Genomic DNA, 25541 nt, shown 5'->3' on the forward strand with positions numbered 1-25541 from the left:
GGGTGGCGCGGGCCTTCGGCGTGACCGAAAGGAGGTGCTACGGGCTACGGCTACCGCGCCTCGGCCTTGCGGAGGCGGAAGGTGAGCCCGAGCGGCGCGTCCGTGAACGGCTCTCCGTAGCTGTCGTCGCCCTCGCCGGTGGCGAAGTCCAGGGCGAGTACCTCGTCGGAGATCAGACCGGCGTGCTCGGCGAGCGCGGCCGCGGTCGCCTCCTCGGTGGCCGACCACCGCACCGCGATGCGGTCCGCGACGTCCAGGCCGCTGTTCTTACGGGCCTCCTGGATCAGCCGGATCGCGTCCCGGGCCAGGCCCGCGCGGCGCAGCTCCTCGGTGATCTCCAGGTCGAGGGCGACCGTGGCGCCCGAGTCCGAGGCCACCGACCAGCCCTCGCGCGGGGTCTCCGTGATGATCACCTCGTCCGGAGCGAGGGTCACCGTCTCACCGTCGACCTCGACCGACGCCGTTCCCGCGCGCAGCGCGAGCGACAGCGCCGCCGCGTCGGCGTTCGCGACGGCCTTGGCCACCGCCTGGACGCCCTTGCCGAAACGCTTGCCCAGGGCCCGGAAGTTGGCCTTGGCGGTGGTGTCGACCAGCGAGCCGCCCACCTCGGAGAGCGAGGCCAGCGAGGAGACGTTCAGCTCCTCGGCGATCTGCGCCCGGAGCTCCGCGCCGAGCGCCTCGAAGCCACTCGCCCCGACCAGCGCGCGGGACAGCGGCTGGCGGGTCTTGACGCCCGACTCGGCGCGCGTCGCACGCCCCAGCTCGACCAGCCGCCGTACCAGCGCCATCTGCTGGGAGAGCTCCGGGTCGATCAGCGACGGGTCGGCCACCGGCCAGCTCGACAGGTGGACCGACTCCGGGGCGTCCGGGCTGACCGGCACGACCAGGTCCTGCCAGACCCGCTCGGTGATGAACGGGGTGAGCGGGGCCATCAGCCGGGTGACCGTCTCGACGGCCTCGTGCAGGGTGCGCAGGGCCGCCTTGTCGCCCTGCCAGAAGCGGCGACGGGAGCGGCGGACGTACCAGTTGGAGAGGTTGTCGACAAAGCCGGAGAGCAGCTTGCCCGCGCGCTGGGTGTCGTACGCCTCCAGGGCCTCGGTGGTCTGCTCGACCAGGGCGTTCAGCTCGCTGAGCACCCAGCGGTCGAGCAGCGGGCGCTCGGCCGGGGCTGGGTCGGCCGCGCTCGGCGCCCAGGTCGACGTACGGGCGTACAGGGCCTGGAAGGCGACCGTGTTCCAGTACGTCAGCAGGGTCTTGCGGACGACCTCCTGGATGGTGCCGTGCCCGACGCGCCGGGCCGACCACGGGGAGCCGCCCGCCGCCATGAACCAGCGGACCGCGTCGGCGCCGTGCCGGTCCATCAACGGGACCGGCTGCAGGGTGTTGCCCAGGTGCTTGGACATCTTGCGGCCGTCCTCGGCCAGGATGTGGCCGAGGCAGACGACGTTCTCGTAACTCGACTTGTCGAAGACGAGCGTGCCGACCGCCATCAGCGTGTAGAACCACCCACGCGTCTGGTCGATGGCCTCCGAGATGAACTGCGCCGGGTAGCGGCTCTCGAAGAGCTCCTTGTTCTGGTGCGGGTAGCCCCACTGCGCGAACGGCATCGAGCCCGAGTCGTACCAGGCGTCGATGACCTCGGGCACGCGCGTCGCGGTCGACGAGCACTGCGGGCAGTCGAAGGTGACGTCGTCGATGTAGGGGCGGTGCGGGTCGAGCGCGGACTGGTCGGTGCCGGTGAGCTCGCTCAGCTCGGCGCGGGAGCCGACGCAGGTGAGGTGGTCCTCCTCGCAGCGCCAGATGGGCAGCGGGGTGCCCCAGTAGCGGTTGCGGGACAGCGCCCAGTCGATGTTGTTGTTGAGCCAGTCGCCGAAGCGGCCGTGCTTGACCGACTCGGGGAACCAGTTGGTCCGCTCGTTCTCCTCAAGGAGCCGGTCCTTGACCGCTGTGGTGCGGATGTACCAGGACGGCTGCGCGTAGTAGAGCAGCGCGGTGTGGCAGCGCCAGCAGTGCGGGTAGCTGTGCTCGTACGGCGTGTGGCGGAAGAGCAGGCCGCGCGCGTCGAGGTCCGCGGTCAGCTGTTCGTCGGCCTTCTTGAAGAAGACGCCGCCGACCATGGGAACGTCATCGTCGAAGGTGCCGTCGGGGCGGACCGGGTTCACCACGGGCATGCCGTACGCCCGGCAGACCTTGAGGTCGTCCTCACCGAAGGCGGGGGCCTGGTGGACCAGACCGGTGCCGTCCTCGGTGGTCACGTACTCGGCGTTGACGACGAAGTGCGCCTCGGCCTCGAAGGGGACCAGTTCGAACGGCCGCTGGTAGCTCCAGCGCTCCATCTCGGCGCCGGTGAAGCTCTGCCCGGTGGTCTCCCAGCCCTCGCCGAGCGCCTTCTCGACCAGCGGTTCGGCGACGACGATCTTCTCGGTGCCGTCGGTGGCGACGACGTAGGTGACTTCGGGGTGCGCGGCGACGGCGGTGTTGGAGACCAGCGTCCAGGGGGTGGTCGTCCAGACCAGCAGGGCGGCCTCGCCCGCGAGGGGGCCCGAGGTGAGCGGGAAGCGGACGAAGACCGAGGGGTCGACGACCGTCTCGTAGCCCTGGGCCAGCTCGTGGTCGGAGAGGCCGGTGCCGCAGCGCGGGCACCAGGGGGCGACGCGGTGGTCCTGGACCAGCAGGCCCTTGTTGAAGATCTCCTTCAGCGACCACCAGACGGATTCGATGTACTCGGGGTTCATCGTCCGGTAGGCGCCGTCGAGGTCGGTCCAGTAGCCCATACGGGTCGTGAGCTCAGCGAAGGCGTCGGTGTGCCGGGTCACGGACTCACGGCACTTGTCGTTGAACGCGGCGATGCCGTACGCCTCGATGTCCTTCTTGCCGTTGAAGCCGAGCTCCTTCTCCACGGCGAGCTCGACCGGCAGGCCGTGACAGTCCCAGCCCGCCTTACGGGCTACGTGGTAGCCGCGCATGGTGCGGAAGCGGGGGAAGACGTCCTTGAAGACGCGGGCCTCGATGTGGTGGGCGCCGGGCATGCCGTTCGCGGTGGGCGGTCCCTCGTAGAACACCCACTCCGGGCGGCCTTCGGACTGCTCCAGGCTCTTGGCGAAGATCTTCTGCTCGTCCCAGAAGTCGAGCACGGCGTGCTCGAGGGCGGGCAGGTCGACCTGGGCGGGCACCTGGCGGTACTGCGGCGTCGTCATTCGCGTATTCCTCCGACGGGCTGCTGCCTTCCGTCGGAGGGACGAGAGCCGGTCGCCGTACGGCGCGCTCCCGCGGTACCACCCTCCTTGGCCCGCCGGCGCGGGTGTGCCGGTGAGCCCCCTCATTGGGGTCGCGATGCCGGGTCTACTGGCCGTGGGCTGACTGCCGTGGCGTTCTTCCGGCGGCTCCGGGGTGATCTTCACCTCCGCGCTCGCCCCCGGGCTCACACCGTCCCCGGGTCGCTCTGGGCTGCGTACGGACGCTACTCGTCCCCATCCATGCCTGTTCGCTCCGCCCAGTGTACGGGGCTTAGCGCGCGTCGGCCGACCGGTTTTCCCGCGCTGGGTGAGGGCGGCCGGGCTGCGTTCGGTGACCCGAATGGGCATACGTGGCCCGGCGGACCTGGGCTCGCGGTTCCTGGCGGATTACCGGGCGGGGAGCTGGGCACAACGGATGCAGGCCCGTTGTGCGGTACCTGTGGGCGGGCGAATCGGGCGGCGTGCCCCGTTGCCGCGAGCCTGGAGTCGACTTATCGTCCCAGCACGATTCGCGTGCAAGATCACAATTTGTGAAGGGGCCGCGGCCATGGTGGCGAAAAAGACCGCCGGACACAGTTCGGCGTCCGCCAGATCGACCGGTTCCACCGGTTCCGGTTCCGGCTCAGGTTCCAGTGGTGCCTCGGCCAAGGACGTGGGCGGCAAGAAGACCACGGCCGCGGCGAAGAAGACCTCGTCGAGGTCGACCGCGGCGGTTCGGAAGACAACGGCGACCGGGCAGGCGGCGGCGGAGCAGGCGGCCGCCGCGCCGAGGAAGAGCACGGCGAAGAAGGCGACGGCGAAGAAAACCGCGACCCCGAAGGCCACGGCGAAGGCGACGGCGGCGAAGAAGGCGACGACCAAGAAGGCTACGACCAAGAAAGTCGCGGCTAAGAAGAGCGCGGCCGAGAAGGCCCCAGCCAAGGCCGTGGCGAGTAAGAAGGCGACCGCGGAGAAGGCGGCTCCGACGAAGGCCGCCGCGTCTCAGACGGCGGCCACCAAGACGGGCGCGGCGAAAGAGAGCACGGCCAGGGGGGCGTCGGCTCGGGAGAAGGGTGCGGGTTCGGGGAAGAAGGGTGCTGCCAGGAAGACGGCCGCGTCCGGGACCGAGGTCGCGGCGCGGGCCGCGGAGGAGACGGGAGCCAAATCGGTGGTTGCGAAGAAGACTCCGGGTACGGCGACGGCGGCGGACAAGGAGACCGGTGGCGTGCCCAAGGCGCGGGCCGCGGCGACCGAGCCGGGCGAGCTCGCGGTCCGTCCAGGCGAAGACCCCTGGACCCCCGAGGAGGTCGCCGAGGCCCGAACCGGGCTGATCGACGAGGCGGAGCGGCTGCGTACCGAGATCGGCAGCGCCGAGGAGGCGCTGGCGCGTCTGATGCGGGACTCGGGAGACGGCGCGGGCGACGACCAGGCCGACACCGGCACCAAGAACATCACGCGTGAGCACGAGCTGGCGCTCGCGGCCAACGCCCGCGACATGCTCCAGCAGATCGAGCGGGCCATCGGACGGCTTGACGCGGGTACGTACGGCCTCTGCGAGCACTGCGGCAAGCCGATCGGCAAGGCACGCATCCAGGCCTTCCCGAGCGCGACCCTGTGTGTGGAGTGCAAGCAGAAGCAGGAACGGCGCTCCTGACCGCGCTCCTGAGTCTCGGTGACCTTACGTGTGTGTCGTACCCTCATCCTCAGTCGGGTATCGAGGTTGAGGGATTTACGTGGCAGAGGCGGAGCGCATCATCAGTACGCCGGACATCCCTGAGGCGGCAGGCGCGGAGCCGTCGGAGCCGTCCGCGCCGAAGGGACACCGGCGGATCGCCGTGCTGCTCGGCGTGGCCCTGTTCGCGTACCTGCTGGACCTCGGCAGCAAGATCCTGGTGGTCACCAAGCTGGAGCACCACGAGCCGATCGAGGTGATCGGCGACTGGCTGCGGTTCGAGGCGATCCGGAACGCGGGCGCCGCCTTCGGCTTCGGCGAGGCCTTCACGGTGATCTTCACGGTGATCGCGGCGGCGGTGATCGTGGTGATCATCCGACTGGCCCGCAAGCTGTACAGCCTGCCGTGGGCGATCGCGCTCGGCCTGCTGCTCGGCGGCGCGCTGGGCAACCTCACCGACCGGATCTTCCGGGCGCCCGGTGTCTTCGAGGGCGCTGTCGTCGATTTCATCGCACCCAAGGGCTTCGCCGTCTTCAACCTGGCGGACTCGGCGATCGTGTGCGGTGGCATCCTGATCGTGATCCTGTCGTTCCGCGGCCTGGACCCGGACGGCACGGTCCACAAGGACTGACGTAACTGACGCAGAGGACTGGCGTACGAGAACACCTTGCGCGTCCGGCATACTCGTCAGGTGAGCACCCTTCCCGAGAACCGGTCCCTGCCCGTGCCCGACGGCCTGGAGGGCGAGCGCGTCGACGCCGCCATCTCCCGCATGTTCGGCTTCTCTCGTACGAAGGCCGCCGAGCTGGCAGCGACGGGAAAGGTGCTGGTCGACGGGGCCGCGGTCGGCAAGTCCGAGCGCGTGCACGGCGGGGCCTGGCTTGAGGTGGAGCTGCCGCAGGCGGCGCCCCCGGTGCAGATCGTCGCGGAGCCGGTCGAGGGCATGGAGATCGTGCACGACGACGACGACATCGTGGTGATCGTCAAGCCGGTCGGCGTCGCCGCGCATCCGAGCCCCGGCTGGAGCGGCACCACGGTGATCGGTGGCCTCGCGGCCGCCGGATACCGCATCTCGACCTCGGGCGCCGCCGAGCGCCAGGGCATCGTGCACCGACTCGACGTGGGCACGTCGGGCCTGATGGTGGTCGCCAAGTCGGAGCGGGCGTACACCTCGCTCAAGCGGCAGTTCAAGGAGCGCGTGCCCGAGAAGAAGTACCACACGCTGGTGCAGGGCCACCCGGACCCGATGAGCGGCACCATCGACGCCCCGATCGGACGCCACCCGCAGCACGACTACAAGTGGGCCGTGACCGCCGAGGGCAAGCCATCGGTCACCCACTACGACCTGATCGAGGCCTACCGCGCGGCGTCCCTGCTCGACGTGAAGCTGGAGACCGGCCGTACCCACCAGATCCGCGTGCACATGGCCGCCCACCGCCACCCGTGTGTCGGCGACCTCACCTACGGCGCCGACCCGACGCTGGCCAAGCGGCTCGGCCTGACCCGGCAGTGGCTGCACGCCGTACGGCTCGGCTTCGAGCACCCCGCCGACGGCCAGTGGGTCGAGTTCGAGAGCGGCTACCCCGCGGACCTGCGGGAGGCGCTGGACGCGATCGCCGAGGAGACCTACGGGTGACCCAGCCGTCGTACGAGGTCCGGGTCGTCGATTCGCCCGCCGACCGCGAGGCGTGCTTCACGGTCCGTAAGGCGGTCTTCGTCGTCGAGCAGCGGGTGCCCGAAGAGCTGGAGTACGACGCGTACGACAGCGACGCGAGCACCGCCCATGTGGTCGCCGTAGGCCAGGACGGCCCGCTGGGCGCCGGGCGGCTGCTCGTCGGCCCCGAGGGGTACGGGCCCGAGACCGGCAAGCTGGGGCGGCTCGCGGTGCTGGAGTCCGCGCGCGGCCTCGGCGTGGGGGTCGCCCTGGTGCGGGCCATCGAGACCGAGGCGGCCCGTCGTGGCTGCGCCGAGGTCGTGTTGTACGCGCAGACGTCGGCGCTCGGCTTCTACACGCGCCTGGGGTACGAGGCGTACGGCCCGGAGTTCCAGGAGGCGGGCATCCCGCACCAGGCGATGCGCCGCGCTCTCTGACGTCCTGCGGCTCTCTTGACCCTGGCGGGGTGCGCCCAAAGATAGTTAGGAAAGTTTCCAGTCAGTCTTGACGCTAACCGGAAACAACCCTAACTTTCACCCAGGTCCATCCCCCCACCTCCCCCCACGGAGTCAGCGATGAGACGTCAGCACAGTACTGTCATGTCCATGCTTATAGGGCTTCTGATGGTCGCCCCCCTAGCCCTGGCGGGACCCGCACACGGCAGCTCCTCCCACACCTCACCCAGCAGCTCCTCCAGCAGTTCCCCCACCACCCCCCACGGCCGCCTCAAGGTCTGCGGCACTCAGCTCTGCGGCGCGAACGGGCGGCCCGTCCAGCTCACCGGTATGAGCACCCACGGCACCCAGTGGTATCCGCACTGCGTCACCGACAAGTCCCTCGACGCGCTCGCCTACGACTGGCGGGCGGACGTCCTGCGCGTCTCGACCTACGTCCAGGAAGGCGGCTACGCGACCGACCCGGCGAAATTCACCGCCCGCGCCCAGCGGTTCGTCGACCAGGCGCACCGCCGCGGGATGTACGCGATCATCGACTGGCACATGCTCAGCCCCGGTGACCCGCACTACAACACCGGCCGCGCCAAGACCTTCTTCCGCGAGATGGCCCGCACGTACCGCGACAACCCGGGCGTGCTCTACGAGATCGCCAACGAGCCCTCCGGCGTCAGCTGGTCACGCATCAAGTCCTACGCCGAGGAGATCATCCCGGTGATCAGGGCCGAGGACCCGGACGCCGTGGTGCTCGTCGGCACCCGGGCCTGGTCCTCGTTCGGCGTCTCGGAGGGCGGCGGCGAGTGGGAGGTGGTCAACAACCCGGTGCGGGCCAGCAACATCATGTACACCTTCCACTTCTACGCGGCCTCGCACCGTGGGGCGTACCTGGCGGCCCTTGACCGGGCGTCGAGCCGACTGCCCGTGTTCGTCACGGAGTTCGGTACGCAGAACTACGCGGGCGAGGGCGCCAACGACTTCGCGATGTCGCAGCGCTACCTCGACCTGATGCGGAGCAAGAAGATCTCCTGGGTCAACTGGAACTACTCCGACGACCACCGCTCCGGAGCCGTCTTCAAGACCGGCACCTGCGACAGGGACACCACCTGGACCGGCACGTCGGTGCTGAAGCAGGCCGGGGTCTGGGTCCGCGGAAAGCTACGTCAGTAGCCGTACGCCACCCGTACGCGACCCGTACGCGAGCCGGACGCGACCCGTACGCGCGTCCCGCCCTAGCCCCTGCCGGTGAGCGGGGGCTCTGGCGCGGGGTGCTCCGGGTGGTAGTCGGCCGGGGGCACGGCCGCGGGGGAGGTGGCGATGCGGGGGAGGGCGTACGGGTGGTGCTCGGCGAGCCAAGCGATGAGTTGTTCGCGGACCGTCACCCGTACCGTCCAGATGTCGTCCGGATCCTTCGCCGTGGCCACCGCGCGGACCTCCATCGTGCTCGGCGTGGTGTCCGTGACGGCCAGGCTCCAGGCGCGGCCGTCCCACGCCGGGCAGTCGCGCAGGACGGCGTGCAGCTTCTCCCGCATCTCGTGCACGGGCGCGTTGTGGTCCAGGTGGAAGAAGACCGAGCCCGTGATCTGGGGGCCACCGCGTGACCAGTTCTCAAAAGGCTTGCTGGTGAAGTACGACACCGGCATCGTGATCCGCCGCTCGTCCCAGGTGCGTACCGACAGGAACGTCAGCGTGACCTCGTCGATCGTGCCCCACTCGCCGTCCACCACCACGGTGTCCCCGATCCGCACCATGTCGCCGAACGCGATCTGGAATCCGGCGAAGAGGTTCCCCAGGGTGGACTGGGCGGCGACACCGGCGACGATGCCGATGATGCCCGCCGACGCCAGCATCGAGGTGCCGAGCGTCCGCATCCCCGGGATGGTGAGCAGCATCGCGGCCGCCGCGACCACGCCGACCACCGCGGTGACGATCCGCATGATCAGGGTCACCTGGGTCCTGACCCGGCGGACCCGGGCCGGATCGCGGCTCTGGGTGGCGGCGTATCTGGCGTAGGTGGACTCGACCGCCGCGGAGGCGATCCGGATCACCAGCCAGGCGCTCGCGGCGATCAGGACGAGGGTGAGGCTCTGGCCGATCCCGGCCTTGTGATCCTGTATCAACTCCCATTTGGTCTGCCGGTACGTTCCCCGGAGCAGCGCGGTCAGCACGACCACCTGAAGCGGGAGACGGCAGCGGCGCAGCAGATCCCACAAGGGCGTTTCCGGGTGCCGGCCGTCGGCCCGGATCAGCAGGCGGTCCACCAGCCAGCCGAGTACCAGAGTGACGACCAGTGAGCCACCGAAGACGATCAGTGGGCGCAACACGTTTTCCATGGGACCGACCGTAGCTGGCACCATGGGCGCATGAACATCATGCTCTTCCACTCCGCCTACGGCCTGCGGCCTGGCGTGCACGCGGCGGCCGAGCGACTGCGCGCGGCCGGTCACGAGGTGCACGTTCCCGACCTGTATGACGGGCGGAGCGCCCAGACCGTCGAGGAGGGCATGAAGATCAAGGACGAGATCGGTTCGGACGAGCTGCTCAAGCGCGCCGTGCTGGCCGCTGCGCCGCACTCGGACGCCGGTCTGGTCTACGCCGGGTTCTCGCTCGGCGGTTCACTCGCGCAGAACCTCGCCCTGGGCGACGAGAAGGCCCGCGGGCTGCTGTTGCTGCACGGTACGTCGGACATCGCCGAGGACGCGGCGGTCGACGAGCTGCCGGTGCAGTTGCATGTCGCCGACCCGGACCCGTTCGAGCCGGACGACTGGCTGAACGCCTGGTACCTGCGGATGCGGCGGGCTGGAGCCGACGTCGAGGTCTACCGCTACCGGGGCGCCGGACACGTCTACACCGACCCGGACCTGCCGGACTACGACGCGGAGGCGGCCGAGGAGACCTGGCGGCTGGCGCTCGGGTTCCTGGACTCGCTGGACTAGGTCCTGTCGGTCCTGTGGTCCTGTCGGTCCTGTCCAGGTAGGGGCTCGGGTGCTAGGTGCGGGTGCAGCCCCTGGCTACCGGGGCCGCCGGGTCGCAGACGTACTGGCGGTCGGCGGCGCTGTGGCTGATGTACCGGCCGACGCACTGGTTGTTGGTGCCGAGGCCCTGGCCGCGGCACCAGTCGATCGCGGCGTTCCCGTCGCCGAAGCCGGGGCGGTAGAGCATCCAGTAGCCCGGCCGCAGTGAGGCGTAGTCGCCGCTGTCGAGGTACCGCACGCCGTCGATGCCCTTGGCGCGCAGTGCCGTGATGGCCTTCTCGCGCGCGCCGGGGCCCTTGCTCTGGTCGACGGAAGCGAGTTGGGCGACCCAGGTGTCGGCCACCTGCTCGGCGGGTGGGGGTGCTTGGGTGGTCGGGTCCGGGTCGGGGTCCTTGGTGGGATCCGGGGCCTTGGTGGGTTCTGGGGCGGGCCCCTGAGTGACCGTCGAGGTGGAGGCGGTGGCTTCCCTGGTCGGGGCCGTGGGTGAGCTCGTCCGGTCGCCGCCCTTGTCGTCCCCTGCCTGGTCATCGGCGCCCCCGCGCAGCGCGAACACCACCGCTGTCGCGGCCACCACGGCGACGGCCACCGCGATCGCCGCGACGATCACGGGCGTACGGCTACGGGGCCCGGGGTGCGGATGCGGATGAGGCGCCGTCGGCCCGGGCGTCGGGGCCCCGGACGCGGTGGGGCGCGGGCTGTCCAGCTGGGTCGGGGGCGGTGGCGGGGGCGGCGGGGGAGCGTACGCGGTCTGGGTCGGCTGCGCCCATGGCTCCTGCGCCTGCCCACCCGAATCGACCTGGGCCAGCATCGTGTCCAGCCGTTCGGCGTCGGGCCGGGCCGCCGGGTCCCGTACCAGCAGGGCACTCAACACCGGGGCGAGCGGCCCGGAACGTACCGGCGGCGGCACCGGCTCATCCAGGACCGCCGCGAGCGTGGCGAGCGTGGTGGCGCGGCGCAGCGGGCTGACGCCCTCCACGGCCACGTACAGCACCAGGCCGAGCGACCAGAGGTCGGATGCCGGGTCGGTGTCGACGCCACGGATGCGCTCAGGGGCGATGTACTCGGGCGAGCCGATCAGGTCGCCGGTCGCGGTGAGCGAGGCGGAGCCCTGGAGGGCGGCGATGCCGAAGTCGGTGAGGACGGCCGAACCGTCGTCGCGGAGCATGATGTTGGCGGGCTTGACGTCGCGGTGGTGGATGCCCGCCGCGTGCGCCGCGCGGAGCGCGGACAGCACCTGACGGCCCATCCTGGCCGCGTCCACCGGTGGCAGCGGTCCCTGGCCGAGCCGGTCCTGGAGGTTGTGCCCGGGCAGGAGCTCCATCACCAGCCACGGATGCTCAACGCCCTCGCCCGCCTCGACGATGTGATGGATCGTCACCACATGGGGGTGGTTGAGCCGGGCCAGCGATCTGGCCTCGCGCAACACCCGCTCTCCGAGCCCGGCGCGCACGTCGGCGGTCAACGCCGGGTCCGGTGGCCGGACTTCCTTCAGGGCGACCTCGCGGTGCAGCACGGTGTCGCGAGCCCGCCACACCGTCCCCATGCCACCGCTGCCGAGCCGCCGCAGCAGCTCGAACCGCCCGTCGATGATCTCGCCGGGTGTGCTCACGTTCCCCGATCCCTCAAATCCCTCTACCCTGCCCGCGTACTCCAGGCAGGGTAGAGGGTCGTGGCCGGGGGGCGCGCGTCAGCTCCCGCGGTAGGCCGTCCAGTGGTCCTGCATCCGCTGGGCCTGGCCCGCGGTGAACTGGTACATGCAGGCGTCGTAGGTGTAATCCATGAAGTTGTGGATCGGGTCGACGCCCGCCTTGCGCTTGCAGCTGTCCCGGCCCTCGGGGCACTCGTACGCGGGGCTCTTCTCGGGGGCGGTGTCGCTCACGTAGTCGCCCTTGCCGTTACAGCCGCCCTGGAAGGTGTGGTAGAGGCCCATCCAGTGGCCCACCTCGTGGGTGCCGGTGTCGCCCTCGTTGTAGTTGCCCGCGGTGCCGCCGGGCAGCGAGGTGTCCAGGACGACCACGCCGTCCATCTCCGGGCTGCGCTCGTAGGAGTCGGGGAAGGTGGCCCAGCCGAGCAGGCCGTCGCCGAGGTCGGCGGTGTAGAAGTTCAGCGCGTCGGGGCCGCCCTGACGCAGCGTGGACTTCATCTCCTTCTCCTCGGTGGAGCCGTACGCGAGGCCGTTGTACCAGGAGGCGTTGTCGGTGTAGGTGGTCGCCTCCAGCGAGAACTGGAAGCCGGAGTCGGCGTTGCCGTCGCCCTGGCCGCCGAAACCCTCGTTCAGGACGGCCAGCTGCTTGCTGATGTCGGTCGAGGTGAGCTTGCCGTTGGTGCCGTCGTGGATCACATGGAAGTAGACCGGGATCGTGACGGTCGTGGCGGCGGAGACGTCGAACGCTCGGTTGCTCGAACGCGCCTTGTCGAGCTTTTTCTTCAGGTCGGCGTTCATCGCCTTGGCCTTGGCCGCGGTGATGTCGTTGGGCTCGTTCGCGTGGTCGACGTGGCCGTCGTGGCCGTCGCGACTGGGCTTCGCCTTACGGGCGGAGGAGACGCCCTCGTCGTCGCACGCGTCATCGGCGTGGGCGGCACTGCTGGCGGGTGCGGCGCTCGCGTGTCCCGTGGGGGCGGACAGCGGGGCGGCAAGTGCCAGGGTTCCGGCCATGATTGCCGTGCCGAACAAGCGTCTGCCCAGACGTGGGGATATGCGGGCAAAGTGGCGCATAGTGACTCCTCGCGGACGCGGTCGGGGAGGGATTTCCTCACCGCCGCGGCGAGATTACGTGCCCATGTCAGATGTGAGGGAGGAACGATCAGGCCCAATCAAACGTGAGGTGAATCGGGCCAACGGGGAGAAAATTTGAGGCATCAATCAGTGTTTGAAAGATGGCTGAAACGCAGAAGGCCACCAGGGCGGGTGGTGTGTCCGCATTGGTGCCGCGAACGAACACCACGCGCCCCGGTGGCGTGATCTCTCGGTAACAGGCGCGATCATGGCCAAAATTGATAGGTGGATCCGCCGGTTGACCGGTTCGTGGCTAGTGCACCGGCTGGTGGACGCGCTCCATGCGCTGCGTTCCGGTGCGCGTCCGGTACGAGCGCGCCCACTCGGCGGTCGCGCCGGGATCGGTCCGGTCGGACAGGACGTAGTAGTCCATCTGCGCGTGCGCCGGGGTGACGTCCAGGACGCCGTAGCCGTGCGAGTCCATGTCCAGCCACTTCACATGGCGGTTGGCCGCCTTGATCGCCGTCGACGCGGCGAGTGAGACGGTGTGCGGCGGTACACCCAGGATCTCGTCCAGGTTGTCCGAGGTCACCGAGGTGACCACGAACTCCGTCGCCGCTGACCGCGACAGCGGATAGGTCGCGGCCTTCACCGGCAGGTCGTTGGCCCAGGCCATGTGGATGTCGCCGCTCAGGAAGACGGTGTCCCGGATGGCGTTCTGCTCCAGGTGCGCCAGGAGTTCCTCGCGGTCGGCGGTGTACCCGTCCCACTGGTCGGTGTTGACGGCCAGGCCCTGGGTGGGCAACCCCAGCAGCTTGGCCAGCGGCTTGAGTACGTACGCGGGCAGCGAGCCGAAGGCCAACGGCGAGATCATCACCGAGGTGCCGACCAGCTTCCACTGCGCCGAGGACGTGCTCATGCCCTGCTTCAGCCAGTTGAGCTGAGCGCGGCCCGCGATCGAACGCTCGGGTGAGTCCACGTCGCCGCTGCCGACCTTGGCCTGTTCGGAACGGAACGACCGCAGGTCCAGGAGATGAAGATCGGCCAGCTTGCCGTACCGGATGCGGCGGAAGACCGTGCCCTCCGTGGCGGTGCGCACCGGCATCCACTCGAAGTAGGCCTGCTTGGCGGCGGCCATCCGCGCGGCCCAGTCGCCCTCGGTCCCGGGGGTGTGGTTCTCGGCCCCGCCGGACCAGGCGTCGTTGGCCAGCTCGTGGTCGTCCCAGATCGCGACGACCGGGTGGCGGGCGTGCAGGGCCATCAGGTCGGGGTCGGTCTTGTACTGGCCGTGCCGGGCGCGGTAGTCGGCGAGCGTGATGATCTCGTGCCGCGGCTCGTGCTCCCGTACGACGTCCTCCGGCTCCGGGTAGCCGCCGGTCTCGTACTCGTAGAGGTAGTCGCCCAGGTGCAGGACCGCGTCCAGGTCGGCGCGGGCCGCCAGGTGCCGGTACGCGGAGAAGTACCCGGCCTCCCAGTTCGAGCAGGAGACCACGCCGAAGCGGACTCCGTCCGTGGCGGCGTCGTGCGCCGGTGTCGTGCGGGTGCGGGCGATAGGCGAGTGCGTGTCACCGGCCCGGAAGCGGAAGTAGTAGTCGGTCGCCGGGCTGAGGCCCCGTACATCAGCCTTGACGGTGTGGTCGGAGGCGGCCTTCGCGGTGGTCGAGCCGCGGGCCACCACCTTGGTGAAGGACTTGTCCTCGGCTATCTCCCAGTCCACCGTGACGTCGGGGCCCTTGCCGGAGCCGGGTACCGCGTCGGGGGTGGGAGTGATCCGGGTCCACAGCAGGACACCGTCGGGGAGCGGATCGCCGGAGGCGGCGCCGTGCAGGAAGGCCGGGCCTTGTGCGGCTTCGGCGGAGTGGGCGAGTGGGGCGGCCACCAGCGAGGCGGTGGCCGCGGTCGCCGCGGCGGCCTTGACGACCGTGCGGCGGCTGGGAGTTGTGTGGAGTCTACTGGTCACGGCCGATCATATTACTGATCGGTAGTGCAGGTGAAAGGGCGGGCGACAGAAGTGAGTTCGCCCGCCCTTCTCTCAAGCTGCCTCCGTGGGCTACTTCTTGAGCGCCGCGTCGATCGTGCTCTTGTACTGTTCCAGGCTCTGCGGGGTCTCCAGCTTCTCGCCGTCCATCTTGAGGGTGGGAGTGCCCTGGACGTCGCTCTTGCTGAACTTGTCCGACATGTTCAGCGCCCACTTGTCGAAGGTGCCGTCCTCGACGTCCTTCTGGAACGCGCTGTTGTCCTTGAGCGCGGGGACCTCGTTGGCGATCTTGAGCAGGTACGCGTCGTCCTTGAACTTGTCGTCGCTCTCCTCGGGGTGGTTCTCCTTGGAGTAGAGCGCGGCCTTGAAGTCGAAGAACGCGTCCTGGCTCACGTTGAGGGCGGCGCCCAGGGCGCTGAGCGCGTTCTTGGAGCCTTCGCCGCCGAGGCCGTTGTCGAGGAAGGTGGCGCCGATGAACTGGACCTTGTACTTCCCGTCCTTGACGTCCTTGTGCATCTGTTCCCCCGCCGTCTGCTCGAAGGTGGCGCAGACCGGGCAGCGGGCGTCCTCGTACAGCTCCAGGGTCTTCTTGGCGTCCTTCTCGCCCAGGACGACCGTGGTGCCGTCCTTGCCCGTGGCGCCCGCGGGCGAGACCAGCTCGTTGTTCTTGGCCTCTTCCCAGTAGGTGGGCTTGTTGGCCTGCACGATCGCGTAGCCGATGCCTCCGGCGACCGCGAGGACACCGACGACCGAGGCCGCGACGACCAACTGGCGCCGCATCTTGTCCTTCTTGGCCTGGCGCTCGCGCTCGGCGCGCAGCCGCTCGCGTGCCGCCTGCTTCGCCGCCTGGCTGTTGCGCTTGCTCATGGTGGAGTACTCCGTGCTTCGTCTGTGACGTGGATGTCGATGGGGGATGGCCGTGCTCTCGGGCTCGCTCAGGCGAGGGCGGAGCACGGCGGTCCACGCCGTCCGACGGAGTGGGTCAGCAGCCGTATGGGCGCGCTCGGCGTACGGGGCGCGGGGCGCGGTGTGCGGCGGGTCGCCGCGCGGGGGGCCAGGACGACCGCGAACGCGATCAGCAGCGGGCGGAAGGCGAAGGCCCCCACCGCGCGCACCAGCTGGGTGAGCGCGCTCTCGCCGTGCCGCAGCCAGCCCGCGGCGAGCAGCCCGACGCCCAGGTGCGCGCCGAGCAGCAGCCAGGCGGTGGCGGGATCGGCGCTCGCCAGGAGCTCGGCGGCGGGGCGCTGCCCGCCGGTCACCTGGGCCAGCGAGGCGCCCACCTCACCGCCGCCGCACAGCACGTCGAGACCGAGCGCGCGCAGCGGTCCGGCGACGGGACCGCCCGCCGCGCCGTAACAGACGTGCTGGCCGGTGGTGAAGACCGTGTCGGCGGCCAGCTCCAGTGGGATCAGCAGGGCGGCGATCCGCCAGTAGCCTCGCTCGCGCCCGGCCAGCAGATACGCGAGGACGAAGACCCCGGCGGCCACCGCGGCGACGGTGGTCAGCGGGAGCGGTGCCTGGGACAGCAGCACATGGGACGCGGCGGACAGCGTCACGACCAGGGCCGTGAAGAGCGCCGCCCGCAGCACCCGCAGCTGCGTTCCCGAGATGTCGTCCATCGACGCAGAGTGTGCCATGTCGGTAGGTAAGCACCTCCTCAAGGGGCGCTGTGAGCTCCCACCAGAGGGGGCCCTAAAGGCCCGGAATCCGGTCGTTACGGAACAGGTCGACGAAGATCTGGTGGTCCTCGCGGGTCCGCGCCCCATAGCGGTGCGCGAACTCCACCAGGTGCCCGGCGAAGGAGTCCTCGTCGGCCGCGATCGCCGCGTCGATCGCGCGCTCCGCGCGGAACGGCACCAGGTCCGAGTGCGCCTCCTCGTCGTCCGCGACCGCGTGCAGGGCGGCGGTGGCCCGGCCCAGGTCCCGCACCAGTGCGGAGATGCGCTCGATGTCGTCGATCACCGACCAGTCCAGGCGCACGGCGTACGGCGAGATCTCGGCGACCAGCTGGCCCGCGCCGTCCAGCTCGGTCCAGCCCAGCCAGGGGTCGGGGTGCGCCTGGAGGGCGCGCTGCGCCGCCACCGCACGGTGGCCCTCGTGTGCGAAGTGGGCGCGGATCGCGGGGTCCGTGATGTGCTGCGCGACGGCCGGGGTGCGGGCCTGCCGCAGGGAGATCACGACGTCGTTCTCGAAGGCGTCGCTGTGTCCTTCCAGCAGGATGTCGTACGAGGGCCGCTCCGCGAAGCCGCTGCCGCTGCCGCCGATCGCTACGCCGCTGCCACGGCGGCCCACCACGTCCTTGACGCGGTACGAGTCCGGGCGGGTCAGGCTGGACTCGGGAAGCGTCTCCAGATAGCCGTCGAAGGCGGCGAGCACCTTGTACCGCGTCGCCGCGTCCAGCTCGATGGCGTCCGCGCCGGGCGCGAAGCGGCGCTCGTGCTCCCGGATCTCCGTCATCGAGTCGAGCAGGGCGACCCGGCTGCGGGAGCGCGCCGTACGCAGCACGTCGAGCACCGGGCCCTCGGCGGTGTCCAGCGAGAACGGCGGCACCTCGTCGGTCTTGGCGCCGGTCGCGAGGTCGTGGACGCGCTCGCGGTAGGCGGTGGCGTAGTCCCGTACCAGCTCGGTGATCTGCTCGTCGCTGAGCGCCTTCTCGTATCCGATGAGGGCGACCGAGGCCGCGAAGCGGCGCAGATCCCAGGTGAACGGGCCGACGAAGGCCTCGTCGAAGCCCTGGGCATGGAAGATCAGTCGGCCCTGGCTGTCCAGATAACTGCCGTAGCTCTCCGCGTGCAGATCGCCATGGATCCACAGCCGCGCTGTGCGGTCGTCCAGATACGGGCCGCCGTGCCGCTCGCGGTCCAGCTCGCGGTAGAACAGGCAGGCCGCGCCACGGTAGAAGGCGAAGGGGGAGGCCGCCATCTTGCGGAACCTGGCCCGGACGGCGTCTGGGTCACTCGCCAGGAGCTCGCCGAAGGTGGCGCTGAACGCGGCGAGGATCTGCTCACCGCGTTGCTGGGCGGTGAGCTGCGAGAGCGACATCGCGGGGTGCCTCCTGGTGCGGGCTGGGGTTGGGGCGGGGCTCGGGCCTGCGGCGGCCTGACGCGGTACCTCACGGACGGGTGTTCTGCCCCGGTGAACGTGCGACGGCGGCGGTGAGTGCCCGCGGAGTGTCAGTGGCCCCCCGTAGACTTCGAAGCTGTTTCCCCCACCCGCCGCGAGCTTTCCCGGAGGCCTCCGTCGTGACCAAGCCGCCCTTCACGCACCTGCACGTCCACACCCAGTACTCGCTGCTGGACGGTGCCGCGCGGCTCAAGGACATGTTCAAGGCCTGCAATGAGATGGGCATGTCGCATATCGCCATGTCCGACCACGGCAACCTGCACGGGGCGTACGACTTCTTCCATACGGCGAAGGACGCGGGGGTCACGCCGATCATCGGCATCGAGGCGTATGTGGCGCCCGAGTCGCGGCGCACCAAGCGCAAGATCCAGTGGGGTCAGCCGCACCAGAAGCGGGACGACGTCTCGGGTTCCGGTGGCTACACCCACAAGACGATCTGGGCACACAACAGCACCGGCCTGCACAACCTCTTCAAGCTCTCATCGGACGCGTACGCCGAGGGCTGGCTGCAGAAGTGGCCGCGAATGGACAAGGAGACCATCTCCCAGTGGTCCGAGGGCCTCATCGCCTCCACCGGCTGCCCCTCCGGTGAGCTGCAGACCCGGCTGCGCCTCGGGCAGTACGAGGAGGCGCGCAAGGCGGCGGCCGAGTACCAGGACATCTTCGGCAAGGACAAGTACTTCCTGGAGCTGATGGACCACGGCATCGAGATCGAGCGCCGGGTCCGCGACGACCTGCTGAAGATCGGCAAAGAGCTGGGCATCCCGCCGCTGGTCACCAACGACTCGCACTACACGTACGCGCACGAGTCGACCGCCCATGACGCGCTGCTGTGCATCCAGACCGGCAAGAACCTCTCCGACCCGGACCGCTTCCGCTTCGACGGCACCGGGTACTACCTGAAGTCCACGGACGAGATGTACGCCATCGACTCCTCGGACGCCTGGCAGGAGGGCTGCCGCAACACTCTGCTGGTCGCCGAGCAGGTCGACACCTCCGGGATGTTCGAGAAGCGCGACCTGATGCCGAAGTTCGACATCCCGGACGGCTTCACCGAGGTCACGTGGTTCCAGGAGGAGGTCCGCCGCGGCATGGAGCGCCGCTACCCGGGCGGCGTCCCGGACGACCGCCAGAAGCAGGCCGAGTACGAGATGGACATCATCATCCAGATGGGGTTCCCCGGGTACTTCCTGGTCGTCGCCGACTTCATCATGTGGGCCAAGAACAACGGCATCGCGGTGGGCCCGGGCCGTGGTTCCGCGGCCGGTTCGATCGTGGCGTACGCGATGGGCATCACCGACCTCGACCCGATCACCCACGGACTGATCTTCGAGCGGTTCCTCAACCCCGAGCGCGTCTCGATGCCCGATGTCGACATCGACTTCGACGAGCGCAGGCGCGTCGAGGTGATCCGGTATGTGACGGAGAAGTACGGCGCCGACAAGGTCGCCATGATCGGCACCTACGGCAAGATCAAGGCCAAGAACGCGATCAAGGACTCCGCGCGCGTCCTCGGCTACCCGTACGCGATGGGCGACCGGCTCACCAAGGCGATGCCCGCCGACGTCCTGGGCAAGGGCATCGACCTCAACGGCATCACCGACCCGACCCACCCGCGGTACAGCGAGGCGGGCGAGATCCGGGCGATGTACGAGAACGAACCAGACGTGAAGAAGGTCATCGACACCGCCAAGGGCGTCGAGGGCCTGGTCCGGCAGATGGGTGTGCACGCGGCGGGCGTGATCATGTCCAGCGAGACCATCACCGACCACGCGCCGGTCTGGGTGCGGCACACCGACGGCGTGACCATCACGCAGTGGGACTACCCGCAGTGTGAGTCGCTCGGCCTGCTGAAGATGGACTTCCTGGGCCTGCGCAACCTCACCATCATGGACGACGCCGTCAAGATGGTGCGGGCCAACAAGGGCGTCGACCTGGAGATGCTCTCGCTCCCGCTCGACGACCCCAAGACGTACGAGATGCTCTGCCGCGGCGACACGCTCGGTGTCTTCCAGTTCGACGGCGGCCCGATGCGCTCGCTGCTGCGGCTGATGAAGCCCGACAACTTCGAGGACATCTCCGCCGTCTCGGCCCTCTACCGTCCCGGCCCGATGGGCATGGACTCGCACACCAACTACGCGCTCCGCAAGAACGGCGCCCAGGAGATCACGCCGATCCACAAGGAGCTGGAGGAGCCCCTCAAGGAGGTCCTCGGCCTCACCTACGGCCTGATCGTGTACCAGGAGCAGGTGCAGAAGGCCGCCCAGATCATCGCGGGCTACTCACTCGGCGAGGCCGACATCCTGCGCCGCGTGATGGGCAAGAAGAAGCCCGAGGAACTGGCGAAGAACTTCGGCATCTTCCAGGCGGGCGCCCGCAAGAACGGCTACTCGGACGAGGCGATCCAGGCCCTGTGGGACGTCCTGGTGCCGTTCGCCGGATACGCCTTCAACAAGGCGCACTCCTCCGCGTACGGCCTGGTCACCTACTGGACCGCCTATCTGAAGGCGAACTACCCGGCGGAGTACATGGCCGCGCTGCTCACCTCGGTCAAGGACGACAAGGACAAGTCGGCCGTGTACCTCAACGAATGCCGCCGTATGGGCATCAAGGTCCTGCCGCCCAATGTGAACGAGTCCGAGCAGAACTTCGCCGCGCAGGGCGACGACGTGATCCTCTTCGGCCTCTCCGCGGTCCGTAACGTCGGTACCAACGTCGTCGAGTCGATCATCCGCAGCCGCAAGGCCAAGGGCAAGTACGGTTCCTTCCCCGACTACCTCGACAAGGTCGAGGCCGCCGCCTGCAACAAGCGCACCACCGAATCGCTCATCAAGGCGGGCGCGTTCGACACCATGGGGCACACCCGTAAGGGCCTCACCGCCCAGTACGAGCCCATGATCGACAATGTGGTGCAGGTCAAGCGCAAGGAGGCCGAGGGGCAGTTCGACCTCTTCGGCGGCATGGGTGACGAGGCGGCCGACGAACCCGGCTTCGGACTCGACGTGGTGTTCTCCGACGACGAGTGGGACAAGAGCTATCTGCTCGCCCAGGAACGCGAGATGCTCGGCCTCTACGTCTCCGACCACCCGCTGTTCGGCCTGGAGCACGTCCTGTCCGACAAGGCCGACGCCGGGATCGGACAGCTCACCGGCGGTGACTACTCCGACGGCTCGGTGGTCACCATCGGCGGCATCATCTCCGGCCTCCAGCGCAAGATGACCAAGCAGGGGAACGCCTGGGCCATCGCCACCGTCGAGGACCTGGCGGGCTCCATCGAGTGCATGTTCTTCCCGGCCACCTATCAACTGGTGTCCACCCAACTCGTCGAGGACGCCGTCGTCTTCGTCAAGGGCCGCCTCGACAAGCGCGAGGACGTCCCCCGCCTGGTCGCCATGGAACTCCAGGTCCCGGACCTGTCGAACGCGGGCACCAACGCGCCGGTGATCATCACCATTCCGGCGGTCAAGGTCACCCCGCCGATGGTCAGCAGGCTCGGCGAGGTCCTCGGCCACCACAAGGGCAACTCCGAGGTGCGGATCAAGCTCCTGGGCGCCCGGAAGACCACGGTGCTCCGGCTCGACCGGCACCGGGTGCAACCGGACCCGGCGCTCTTCGGTGACCTCAAGGTGCTGCTCGGCCCGTCCTGCCTGGCGGGCTGACGGTGTCAAGCGTCGAGGGGCGCGTCCGGTGTGGACGCGCCCCTCGACGCATGGTGACTGCATAGCGGGCGACGGTGACCGCGGCGCGGCCCGTCTCAGTTATGGCCGAACTTCTTCGACTTCTTGCTGTGCTCCCCGAAGTCGCCGGTCCTGGTGCGGGGTTCGGACGGCGCGTCGGATGCCGAGGGCTGGGCCTGCTCCGCGCCGCGCTGCTCGTGCTGCTGCGCGAAGCGATGCGAATCGCCACCCTTCTTGCGGTGCTTTTGCTTGGCCATGGTGACTGCCTCCTGAGGGGGAACTAGGGGCCAGGGCCTGCACCAGATTCACACAGGTCGACAAAGCGCGCATTTCAGAGAATTACCGTGCGTAATAAGGCCCGACGGAGAGCGATTCACCGTTACGCCACGCCGAAGATCCAGTTCCGGCCGTTAACCCTCGCGCCGTCGGGCAGACTCGAAGGTAACCCGAAGGAAACCCGCTCCCGACGCGTGAAATTCGTCAGAGCCCCAGGGAAAGAGGGTGGAACGCATGGACCGCTGCGTCGTCCTGGTGGACGCCGGCTATCTGCTGGGCGCCGCCGCGAGTCTTCTCGCCGGGGAACCCTCACGGTCACGGATCACCGTCGACCACGCGGCGCTCATCCAGGGGCTGCGGGAGCGCGCCGAGTCGGACACCGCTCAGCCACTGCTGCGGATCTACTGGTTCGACGGCGCGCCCGACCGGGTCCCCCAGCCCGAGCACCGCAGGCTCCGGGTGATGTCCCGGGTGACCGTACGGCTGGGCGCGCTCACCCGCAGCGACGGACGGTGGGCGCAGAAGGGCGTGGACGCCGCGATGCACGCCGAGCTCACCGAGCTGGCCCGTAACCGTGCCTGCTCCGACGTGGTCCTGGTGACCGGCGACGGCGATCTGCTGCCCGGCCTGATGTCCGCCAAGGAACACGGCGTCGCCGTCCACCTCTGGGCCGTACAGGCCGCCGACGGCGACTACAACCAGTCCGAGGACCTGGTCGCCGAGGCCGACGAACGCCGGGTGCTCGACCGGGCCTGGATCACCAAGGCGGTACGGGCCAAGGAACTCACCGGCGCCTGCGCGCCGCAGCCCGCGACCCGCCCGGAGATCGCCGCGATCCTCTCTGCGCCGCTGCCCGAGTCCGCGCTGGCCGCCGCCGAGCGCGCCCCCGAGGAACGCCACGCGGCACCGAACGGCGCGGCGCACACCGGGCACACCGCGCACACGGGGCATACCGGCCACACCACACGCGCCGAGCATGACGGAACCGAGCACGACGGCGCCGCGCACGACGGAACCGACCGCCCCGCGTCCAAGGGCGTACCCACCCCCAAGGACCTGGCCGCCCTGCGCAGCCCCGCTCCGCACGCCGCCCCGCAGCCCACCCCCCAGCAGCCGGCCAACGCCACCCTGCGCTGGTCGTCCGAGAAGGGCTGGGTCGAGCGCCCGGGCCCGGCCCCGGACCCCGCCGACATCGCCGCGCTGCCCACCCTGGCCCAGCTGACCACGGCCGAGCAGCGCTGGGCGGACCGTGAGGAGGACATCACCACCGTCGGCGGCGACCCGTACGAGGTCGGGCAGGTGTTCGCCCGCCGCTGGATGGCCCGGCTCGGAGACCCCGCCGGGCTGCAGAAGCTGTCAACCATGTACCCGCGCATCCCGCACCGCGTCGACGGCGAACTGCTCCGCTACGCCGCGCGCTTCGGGCTGCTCGCCCACAAGGACGACCAGATCGACGAGCACGACCGCTATGCGATCCGGGCCGGGTTCTGGCGCGAGATCGATGTCCGTACGGCGGCGGAGCCCGCCCCCGCCGGGGAGTGACCCGGGGGCGGGGCAGGCCCCACGGCCTGCCTGGGGCTCCCTGAGGCGGCCCCCCGCGGGAACTTTCGGCTCCCGGAACCCGTAGGCTCGTCCCTCGTGGATACACGCACAGGACCCACAGGATCTTCGGCACACGGTGATGACACCGTGTGCCTCGTGCGTGACCTGGTCAAGACCTATCCCGCGACGCGCGGCAGGCGCGGGGTGCCCGCGACGCCCGAGGTGCGGGCCACCGATGGTGTGACCCTCGACGTCCGGCGCGGGGAGGTCTTCGGACTGCTCGGGCCCAACGGCGCCGGGAAGTCCACCCTCGTACGCCAGCTCACCGGCCTGATGCGGCCCGACGCAGGACGCGTCGAGATCCTCGGGCACGACATCGTGCGCCACCCGGAGCGGGCCGCCCGCCTCCTCGCCTACCTCGGTCAGGAGACGACCGCGCTCGACGAACTCACGGTGGCCCTGGCCGCCGAGACCACCGGACGGCTGCGCGGCCTCGACACCCGGCGCGCCCGGTCCGAGCGGGACATGGTCATCGACGAGCTGGGGCTCGGCGACATCGCCGGACGCCCCCTGAAGAAACTCTCCGGCGGACAGCGGCGGCTCGCCTGCTTCGCCACCGCGCTGGTGGGGGAGCGGCCCCTGTTGGTGCTCGACGAGCCCACCACCGGTATGGACCCCGTCGCACGCCGCGCGGTGTGGGCCGCCGTGGACCGGCGCCGCGCGCGGCACGGCACCACCGTGCTGCTCGTCACCCACAACGTCATCGAGGCCGAGACGGTCCTGGACCGCGTCGCCGTACTGGAGACCGGCCGGGTCATCGCCTGCGACACCCCCGCGGGGCTCAAGGACGAGGTCGCCGGTGAGGTGCGGCTCGAACTCGTGTGGCGCGAGCGGGCCCCGCTCGACGTGCCCGAGGTCGCCGCGCTGCGCGCCTTCGCCGAGGAGACCGGACGGCACTGGTCGCTGCGGCTCGCCCCGGACGAGGCGCGGGCCGCGGTGGCCGCCGTCACCGGCGGCGAGGCGTTCGCCGCCCTGGACGACTTCACCCTGGCCACGCCGAGCCTGGAGGACGTCTATCTCGCGCTCGGCGGCCGTACGAAAGGTCTGGTGAAGGCGTGACGCTAGGGGCTGTCCGGCGGATCAGGCCGGGCTGGGCGTGCGGTGCGTTGTCGGTGCTGGTGAGCGGGGCGTGGTGCGTGCAGCTGCAAGGCGGAGGATTGAGGCATCGCGGAGCGATGGTGATTGACGACAACGCCGCGGATGGGCGTGCCACGCCCCGCGACCCCGGCATGATCCGCCGGACAGCCCCTAGGGGCGACGGAGTCGTGAGTGGTGGCGTGGTGAGTGGCGTCGTGGGCGGCGGAGGGTGCGGAGCGGACAGGAGCAGCGTGAGGTGAGTCTCGTACGTCTTCCAGCCGCGACCGACACCAGACGGCGGCCGTCCGGCGACGCGGTGCCCGGGTCCCGTGGCGCGGCCCCGCTGGCGCCGCGCGCCCGGCTGCTGCCCGCGCTCGGGGCCGTGTACCGGGCGCAGCTCTCACGGGCCCGGGTCGCCCGGATTCCGCTGCTCTTCGTCGCGACCTTCCAGTCCATCGGGATCATGGTCCTGATGCGCGGCGTGGTGGACGGCGGCGCTGAGGCGCGCGCCGTGGTCGCCGGTTCCTCGGTCCTCGTCGTGGCGTTCGTGGCGCTCAACCTGCTCGCCCAGTACTTCGGCCAGCTACGGGCGGGCGGCGGACTCGACCACTACGCCACGCTGCCCGTACCGCCCGCGTCCGTGGTGCTCGGCACCGCCGCCGCGTACGCCTCCTTCACCGTGCCGGGAACGGCCGTGACAGCCGTCGTCGGCAGCGTGCTGTTCGGGCTGCCGCTCACCCACCTGTGGGTCCTTATCGCGGTGATCCCGCTGGCCGGTGCCGCGCTCGCCGGGCTCGGCGCGGCGCTCGGGCTGCTCGCGCCCCGGCCCGAGCTGGCCACCCTGCTCGGCCAGCTGGGCATGTCGGCCGCGCTGCTGCTCGGGGTGCTGCCCGCCGACCGGCTGCCGCTGCCCCTCCAGTACGCGCGTGACCTGCTGCCCTCCACGTACGGCGTCGAGGCCTTCGCCCGCACCTTCGGCTCCCAGCCGCACTGGCCCGCCGTCGCGCTCGACCTCGCGGTCTGCGCCGCCGTCGGCGTCGTCTCACTGGCCGTCGCCACCTGGGCGTACCGCCGCGCGGCCGTACGGTGATCGCGTTCGGGGCGCCCGATCGGTGGGCTGATCCCAG

Annotated in this window: 19 protein-coding genes; 10 read left to right on the forward strand and 9 right to left on the reverse strand. The window is 70.1% G+C overall.

The genetic code is table 11. From position 1 onward, the window contains the following. Window positions 1–50 precede the first annotated feature (50 nt). Window positions 51–3197, reverse strand: coding sequence for an isoleucine--tRNA ligase (ileS, locus tag GCN81_RS10145; protein ID WP_156723898.1), 3147 nt, complete (start codon window positions 3195–3197; stop codon window positions 51–53). Window positions 3198–3783: 586 nt separating this feature from the next. On the opposite strand from ileS, the gene GCN81_RS10150 reads away from it, so the two are divergent. From GCN81_RS10150 to GCN81_RS10170, 5 genes are all read left to right on the forward strand, one after another. Continuing rightward, window positions 3784–4869, forward strand: coding sequence for a TraR/DksA family transcriptional regulator (locus GCN81_RS10150; RefSeq protein ID WP_156723900.1), 1086 nt, complete (start codon window positions 3784–3786; stop codon window positions 4867–4869). Window positions 4870–4948: 79 nt separating this feature from the next. Further along, window positions 4949–5518: a signal peptidase II gene (gene lspA, locus GCN81_RS10155; protein ID WP_156723902.1), complete on the forward strand. Its 570-nt coding sequence runs from the start codon at window positions 4949–4951 to the stop codon at window positions 5516–5518. 60 nt (window positions 5519–5578) lie between these two features. Then, on the forward strand, window positions 5579–6523 hold the full coding sequence (locus GCN81_RS10160) for an RluA family pseudouridine synthase (RefSeq protein WP_156723904.1): 945 nt from the start codon (window positions 5579–5581) through the stop codon (window positions 6521–6523). Beyond that, window positions 6520–6978 carry a GNAT family N-acetyltransferase gene (locus GCN81_RS10165; RefSeq protein WP_156723906.1) on the forward strand — a complete coding sequence of 153 codons (459 nt, stop codon included), beginning with the start codon at window positions 6520–6522 and terminating at the stop codon, window positions 6976–6978. The genes GCN81_RS10160 and GCN81_RS10165 overlap by 4 nt, the downstream gene beginning before the upstream one ends. 162 nt (window positions 6979–7140) lie before the next feature. Next, window positions 7141–8160 (forward strand): glycoside hydrolase family 5 protein, encoded by a 1020-nt coding sequence (locus GCN81_RS10170; protein ID WP_407697959.1) that lies wholly within the window; start codon window positions 7141–7143, stop codon window positions 8158–8160. A 62-nt stretch (window positions 8161–8222) separates the two neighbouring features. Here GCN81_RS10170 and GCN81_RS10175 read toward each other — a convergent pair whose 3' ends face one another. Continuing rightward, window positions 8223–9323: a mechanosensitive ion channel family protein gene (locus tag GCN81_RS10175; protein ID WP_156723910.1), complete on the reverse strand. Its 1101-nt coding sequence runs from the start codon at window positions 9321–9323 to the stop codon at window positions 8223–8225. Between the two features lie 30 nt (window positions 9324–9353). Here GCN81_RS10175 and GCN81_RS10180 point away from each other — a divergent pair, with 30 nt between their 5' ends. Beyond that, window positions 9354–9926: a dienelactone hydrolase family protein gene (locus GCN81_RS10180; protein WP_156723912.1), complete on the forward strand. Its 573-nt coding sequence runs from the start codon at window positions 9354–9356 to the stop codon at window positions 9924–9926. A gap of 52 nt (window positions 9927–9978) precedes the next feature. On the opposite strand, the gene GCN81_RS10185 is transcribed toward GCN81_RS10180, so the two are convergent. From GCN81_RS10185 to GCN81_RS10210, 6 genes are all read right to left on the reverse strand, one after another. Next, complete coding sequence (locus tag GCN81_RS10185) at window positions 9979–11574, reverse strand: serine/threonine-protein kinase (RefSeq protein WP_197287555.1); 1596 nt, start codon at window positions 11572–11574, stop codon at window positions 9979–9981. A 78-nt stretch (window positions 11575–11652) separates the two neighbouring features. Next, the gene (locus GCN81_RS10190; protein WP_156723914.1) at window positions 11653–12621 is read right to left on the reverse strand and encodes a zinc metalloprotease; all 969 of its coding nucleotides are present in this window, start codon (window positions 12619–12621) and stop codon (window positions 11653–11655) included. Window positions 12622–12994: 373 nt separating this feature from the next. After that, entirely contained in the window at window positions 12995–14641 is a 1647-nt protein-coding gene (locus tag GCN81_RS10195) for an alkaline phosphatase D family protein (protein ID WP_156723916.1), read from the reverse strand. Window positions 14642–14731: 90 nt separating this feature from the next. Further along, a complete protein-coding gene (locus GCN81_RS10200) occupies window positions 14732–15526 on the reverse strand; it encodes a DsbA family protein (RefSeq protein ID WP_156723918.1) in 795 nt (264 codons plus the stop codon). Window positions 15527–15594: 68 nt separating this feature from the next. Next, complete coding sequence (locus tag GCN81_RS10205; RefSeq protein ID WP_197287556.1) at window positions 15595–16296, reverse strand: hypothetical protein; 702 nt, start codon at window positions 16294–16296, stop codon at window positions 15595–15597. Window positions 16297–16351: 55 nt separating this feature from the next. Continuing rightward, window positions 16352–17701, reverse strand: a complete 1350-nt coding sequence (locus GCN81_RS10210; protein ID WP_156723921.1) for a DUF2252 domain-containing protein — start codon at window positions 17699–17701, stop codon at window positions 16352–16354. Between the two features lie 200 nt (window positions 17702–17901). On the opposite strand from GCN81_RS10210, the gene dnaE reads away from it, so the two are divergent. Then, window positions 17902–21441, forward strand: a complete 3540-nt coding sequence (dnaE, locus tag GCN81_RS10215; protein WP_156723923.1) for a DNA polymerase III subunit alpha — start codon at window positions 17902–17904, stop codon at window positions 21439–21441. Between the two features lie 95 nt (window positions 21442–21536). On the opposite strand, the gene GCN81_RS10220 is transcribed toward dnaE, so the two are convergent. Continuing rightward, complete coding sequence (locus tag GCN81_RS10220; protein WP_156723924.1) at window positions 21537–21716, reverse strand: hypothetical protein; 180 nt, start codon at window positions 21714–21716, stop codon at window positions 21537–21539. Window positions 21717–21969: 253 nt separating this feature from the next. Between GCN81_RS10220 and GCN81_RS10225 the strand changes: the two genes are divergently transcribed. The 3 genes from GCN81_RS10225 to GCN81_RS10235 all read left to right on the forward strand — a co-directional run bounded on the left by GCN81_RS10225 (window position 21970) and on the right by GCN81_RS10235 (window position 25504). Then, window positions 21970–23277, forward strand: coding sequence for an NYN domain-containing protein (locus GCN81_RS10225; protein ID WP_156724422.1), 1308 nt, complete (start codon window positions 21970–21972; stop codon window positions 23275–23277). Window positions 23278–23424: 147 nt separating this feature from the next. Further along, entirely contained in the window at window positions 23425–24396 is a 972-nt protein-coding gene (locus tag GCN81_RS10230) for an ABC transporter ATP-binding protein (protein WP_156723926.1), read from the forward strand. A gap of 274 nt (window positions 24397–24670) precedes the next feature. Continuing rightward, the gene (locus tag GCN81_RS10235; protein ID WP_156723928.1) at window positions 24671–25504 is read left to right on the forward strand and encodes an ABC transporter permease; all 834 of its coding nucleotides are present in this window, start codon (window positions 24671–24673) and stop codon (window positions 25502–25504) included. Window positions 25505–25541: the final 37 nt, after the last annotated feature.

It is taken from the genome of Streptomyces apocyni (assembly GCF_009739465.1).
GTDB lineage: Bacteria > Actinomycetota > Actinomycetes > Streptomycetales > Streptomycetaceae > Streptomyces > Streptomyces apocyni.

Bases quoted from the DNA above. Each gene is read 5' to 3' on its own strand.
- ileS (WP_156723898.1), bottom strand. From the start codon at position 3,197: ATGACGACGCCGCAGTACCGCCAGGTGCCCGCCCAGGTCGACCTGCCC.
- GCN81_RS10150 (WP_156723900.1), top strand. From the start codon at position 3,784: ATGGTGGCGAAAAAGACCGCCGGACACAGTTCGGCGTCCGCCAGATCG.
- GCN81_RS10170 (WP_407697959.1), top strand. From the start codon at position 7,141: ATGTCCATGCTTATAGGGCTTCTGATGGTCGCCCCCCTAGCCCTGGCG.
- GCN81_RS10175 (WP_156723910.1), bottom strand. From the start codon at position 9,323: ATGGAAAACGTGTTGCGCCCACTGATCGTCTTCGGTGGCTCACTGGTC.
- GCN81_RS10180 (WP_156723912.1), top strand. From the start codon at position 9,354: ATGAACATCATGCTCTTCCACTCCGCCTACGGCCTGCGGCCTGGCGTG.
- GCN81_RS10190 (WP_156723914.1), bottom strand. From the start codon at position 12,621: ATGGCCGGAACCCTGGCACTTGCCGCCCCGCTGTCCGCCCCCACGGGA.
- GCN81_RS10200 (WP_156723918.1), bottom strand. From the start codon at position 15,526: ATGAGCAAGCGCAACAGCCAGGCGGCGAAGCAGGCGGCACGCGAGCGG.
- GCN81_RS10205 (WP_197287556.1), bottom strand. From the start codon at position 16,296: ATGGCACACTCTGCGTCGATGGACGACATCTCGGGAACGCAGCTGCGG.
- GCN81_RS10210 (WP_156723921.1), bottom strand. From the start codon at position 17,701: ATGTCGCTCTCGCAGCTCACCGCCCAGCAACGCGGTGAGCAGATCCTC.
- GCN81_RS10220 (WP_156723924.1), bottom strand. From the start codon at position 21,716: ATGGCCAAGCAAAAGCACCGCAAGAAGGGTGGCGATTCGCATCGCTTC.
- GCN81_RS10225 (WP_156724422.1), top strand. From the start codon at position 21,970: ATGGACCGCTGCGTCGTCCTGGTGGACGCCGGCTATCTGCTGGGCGCC.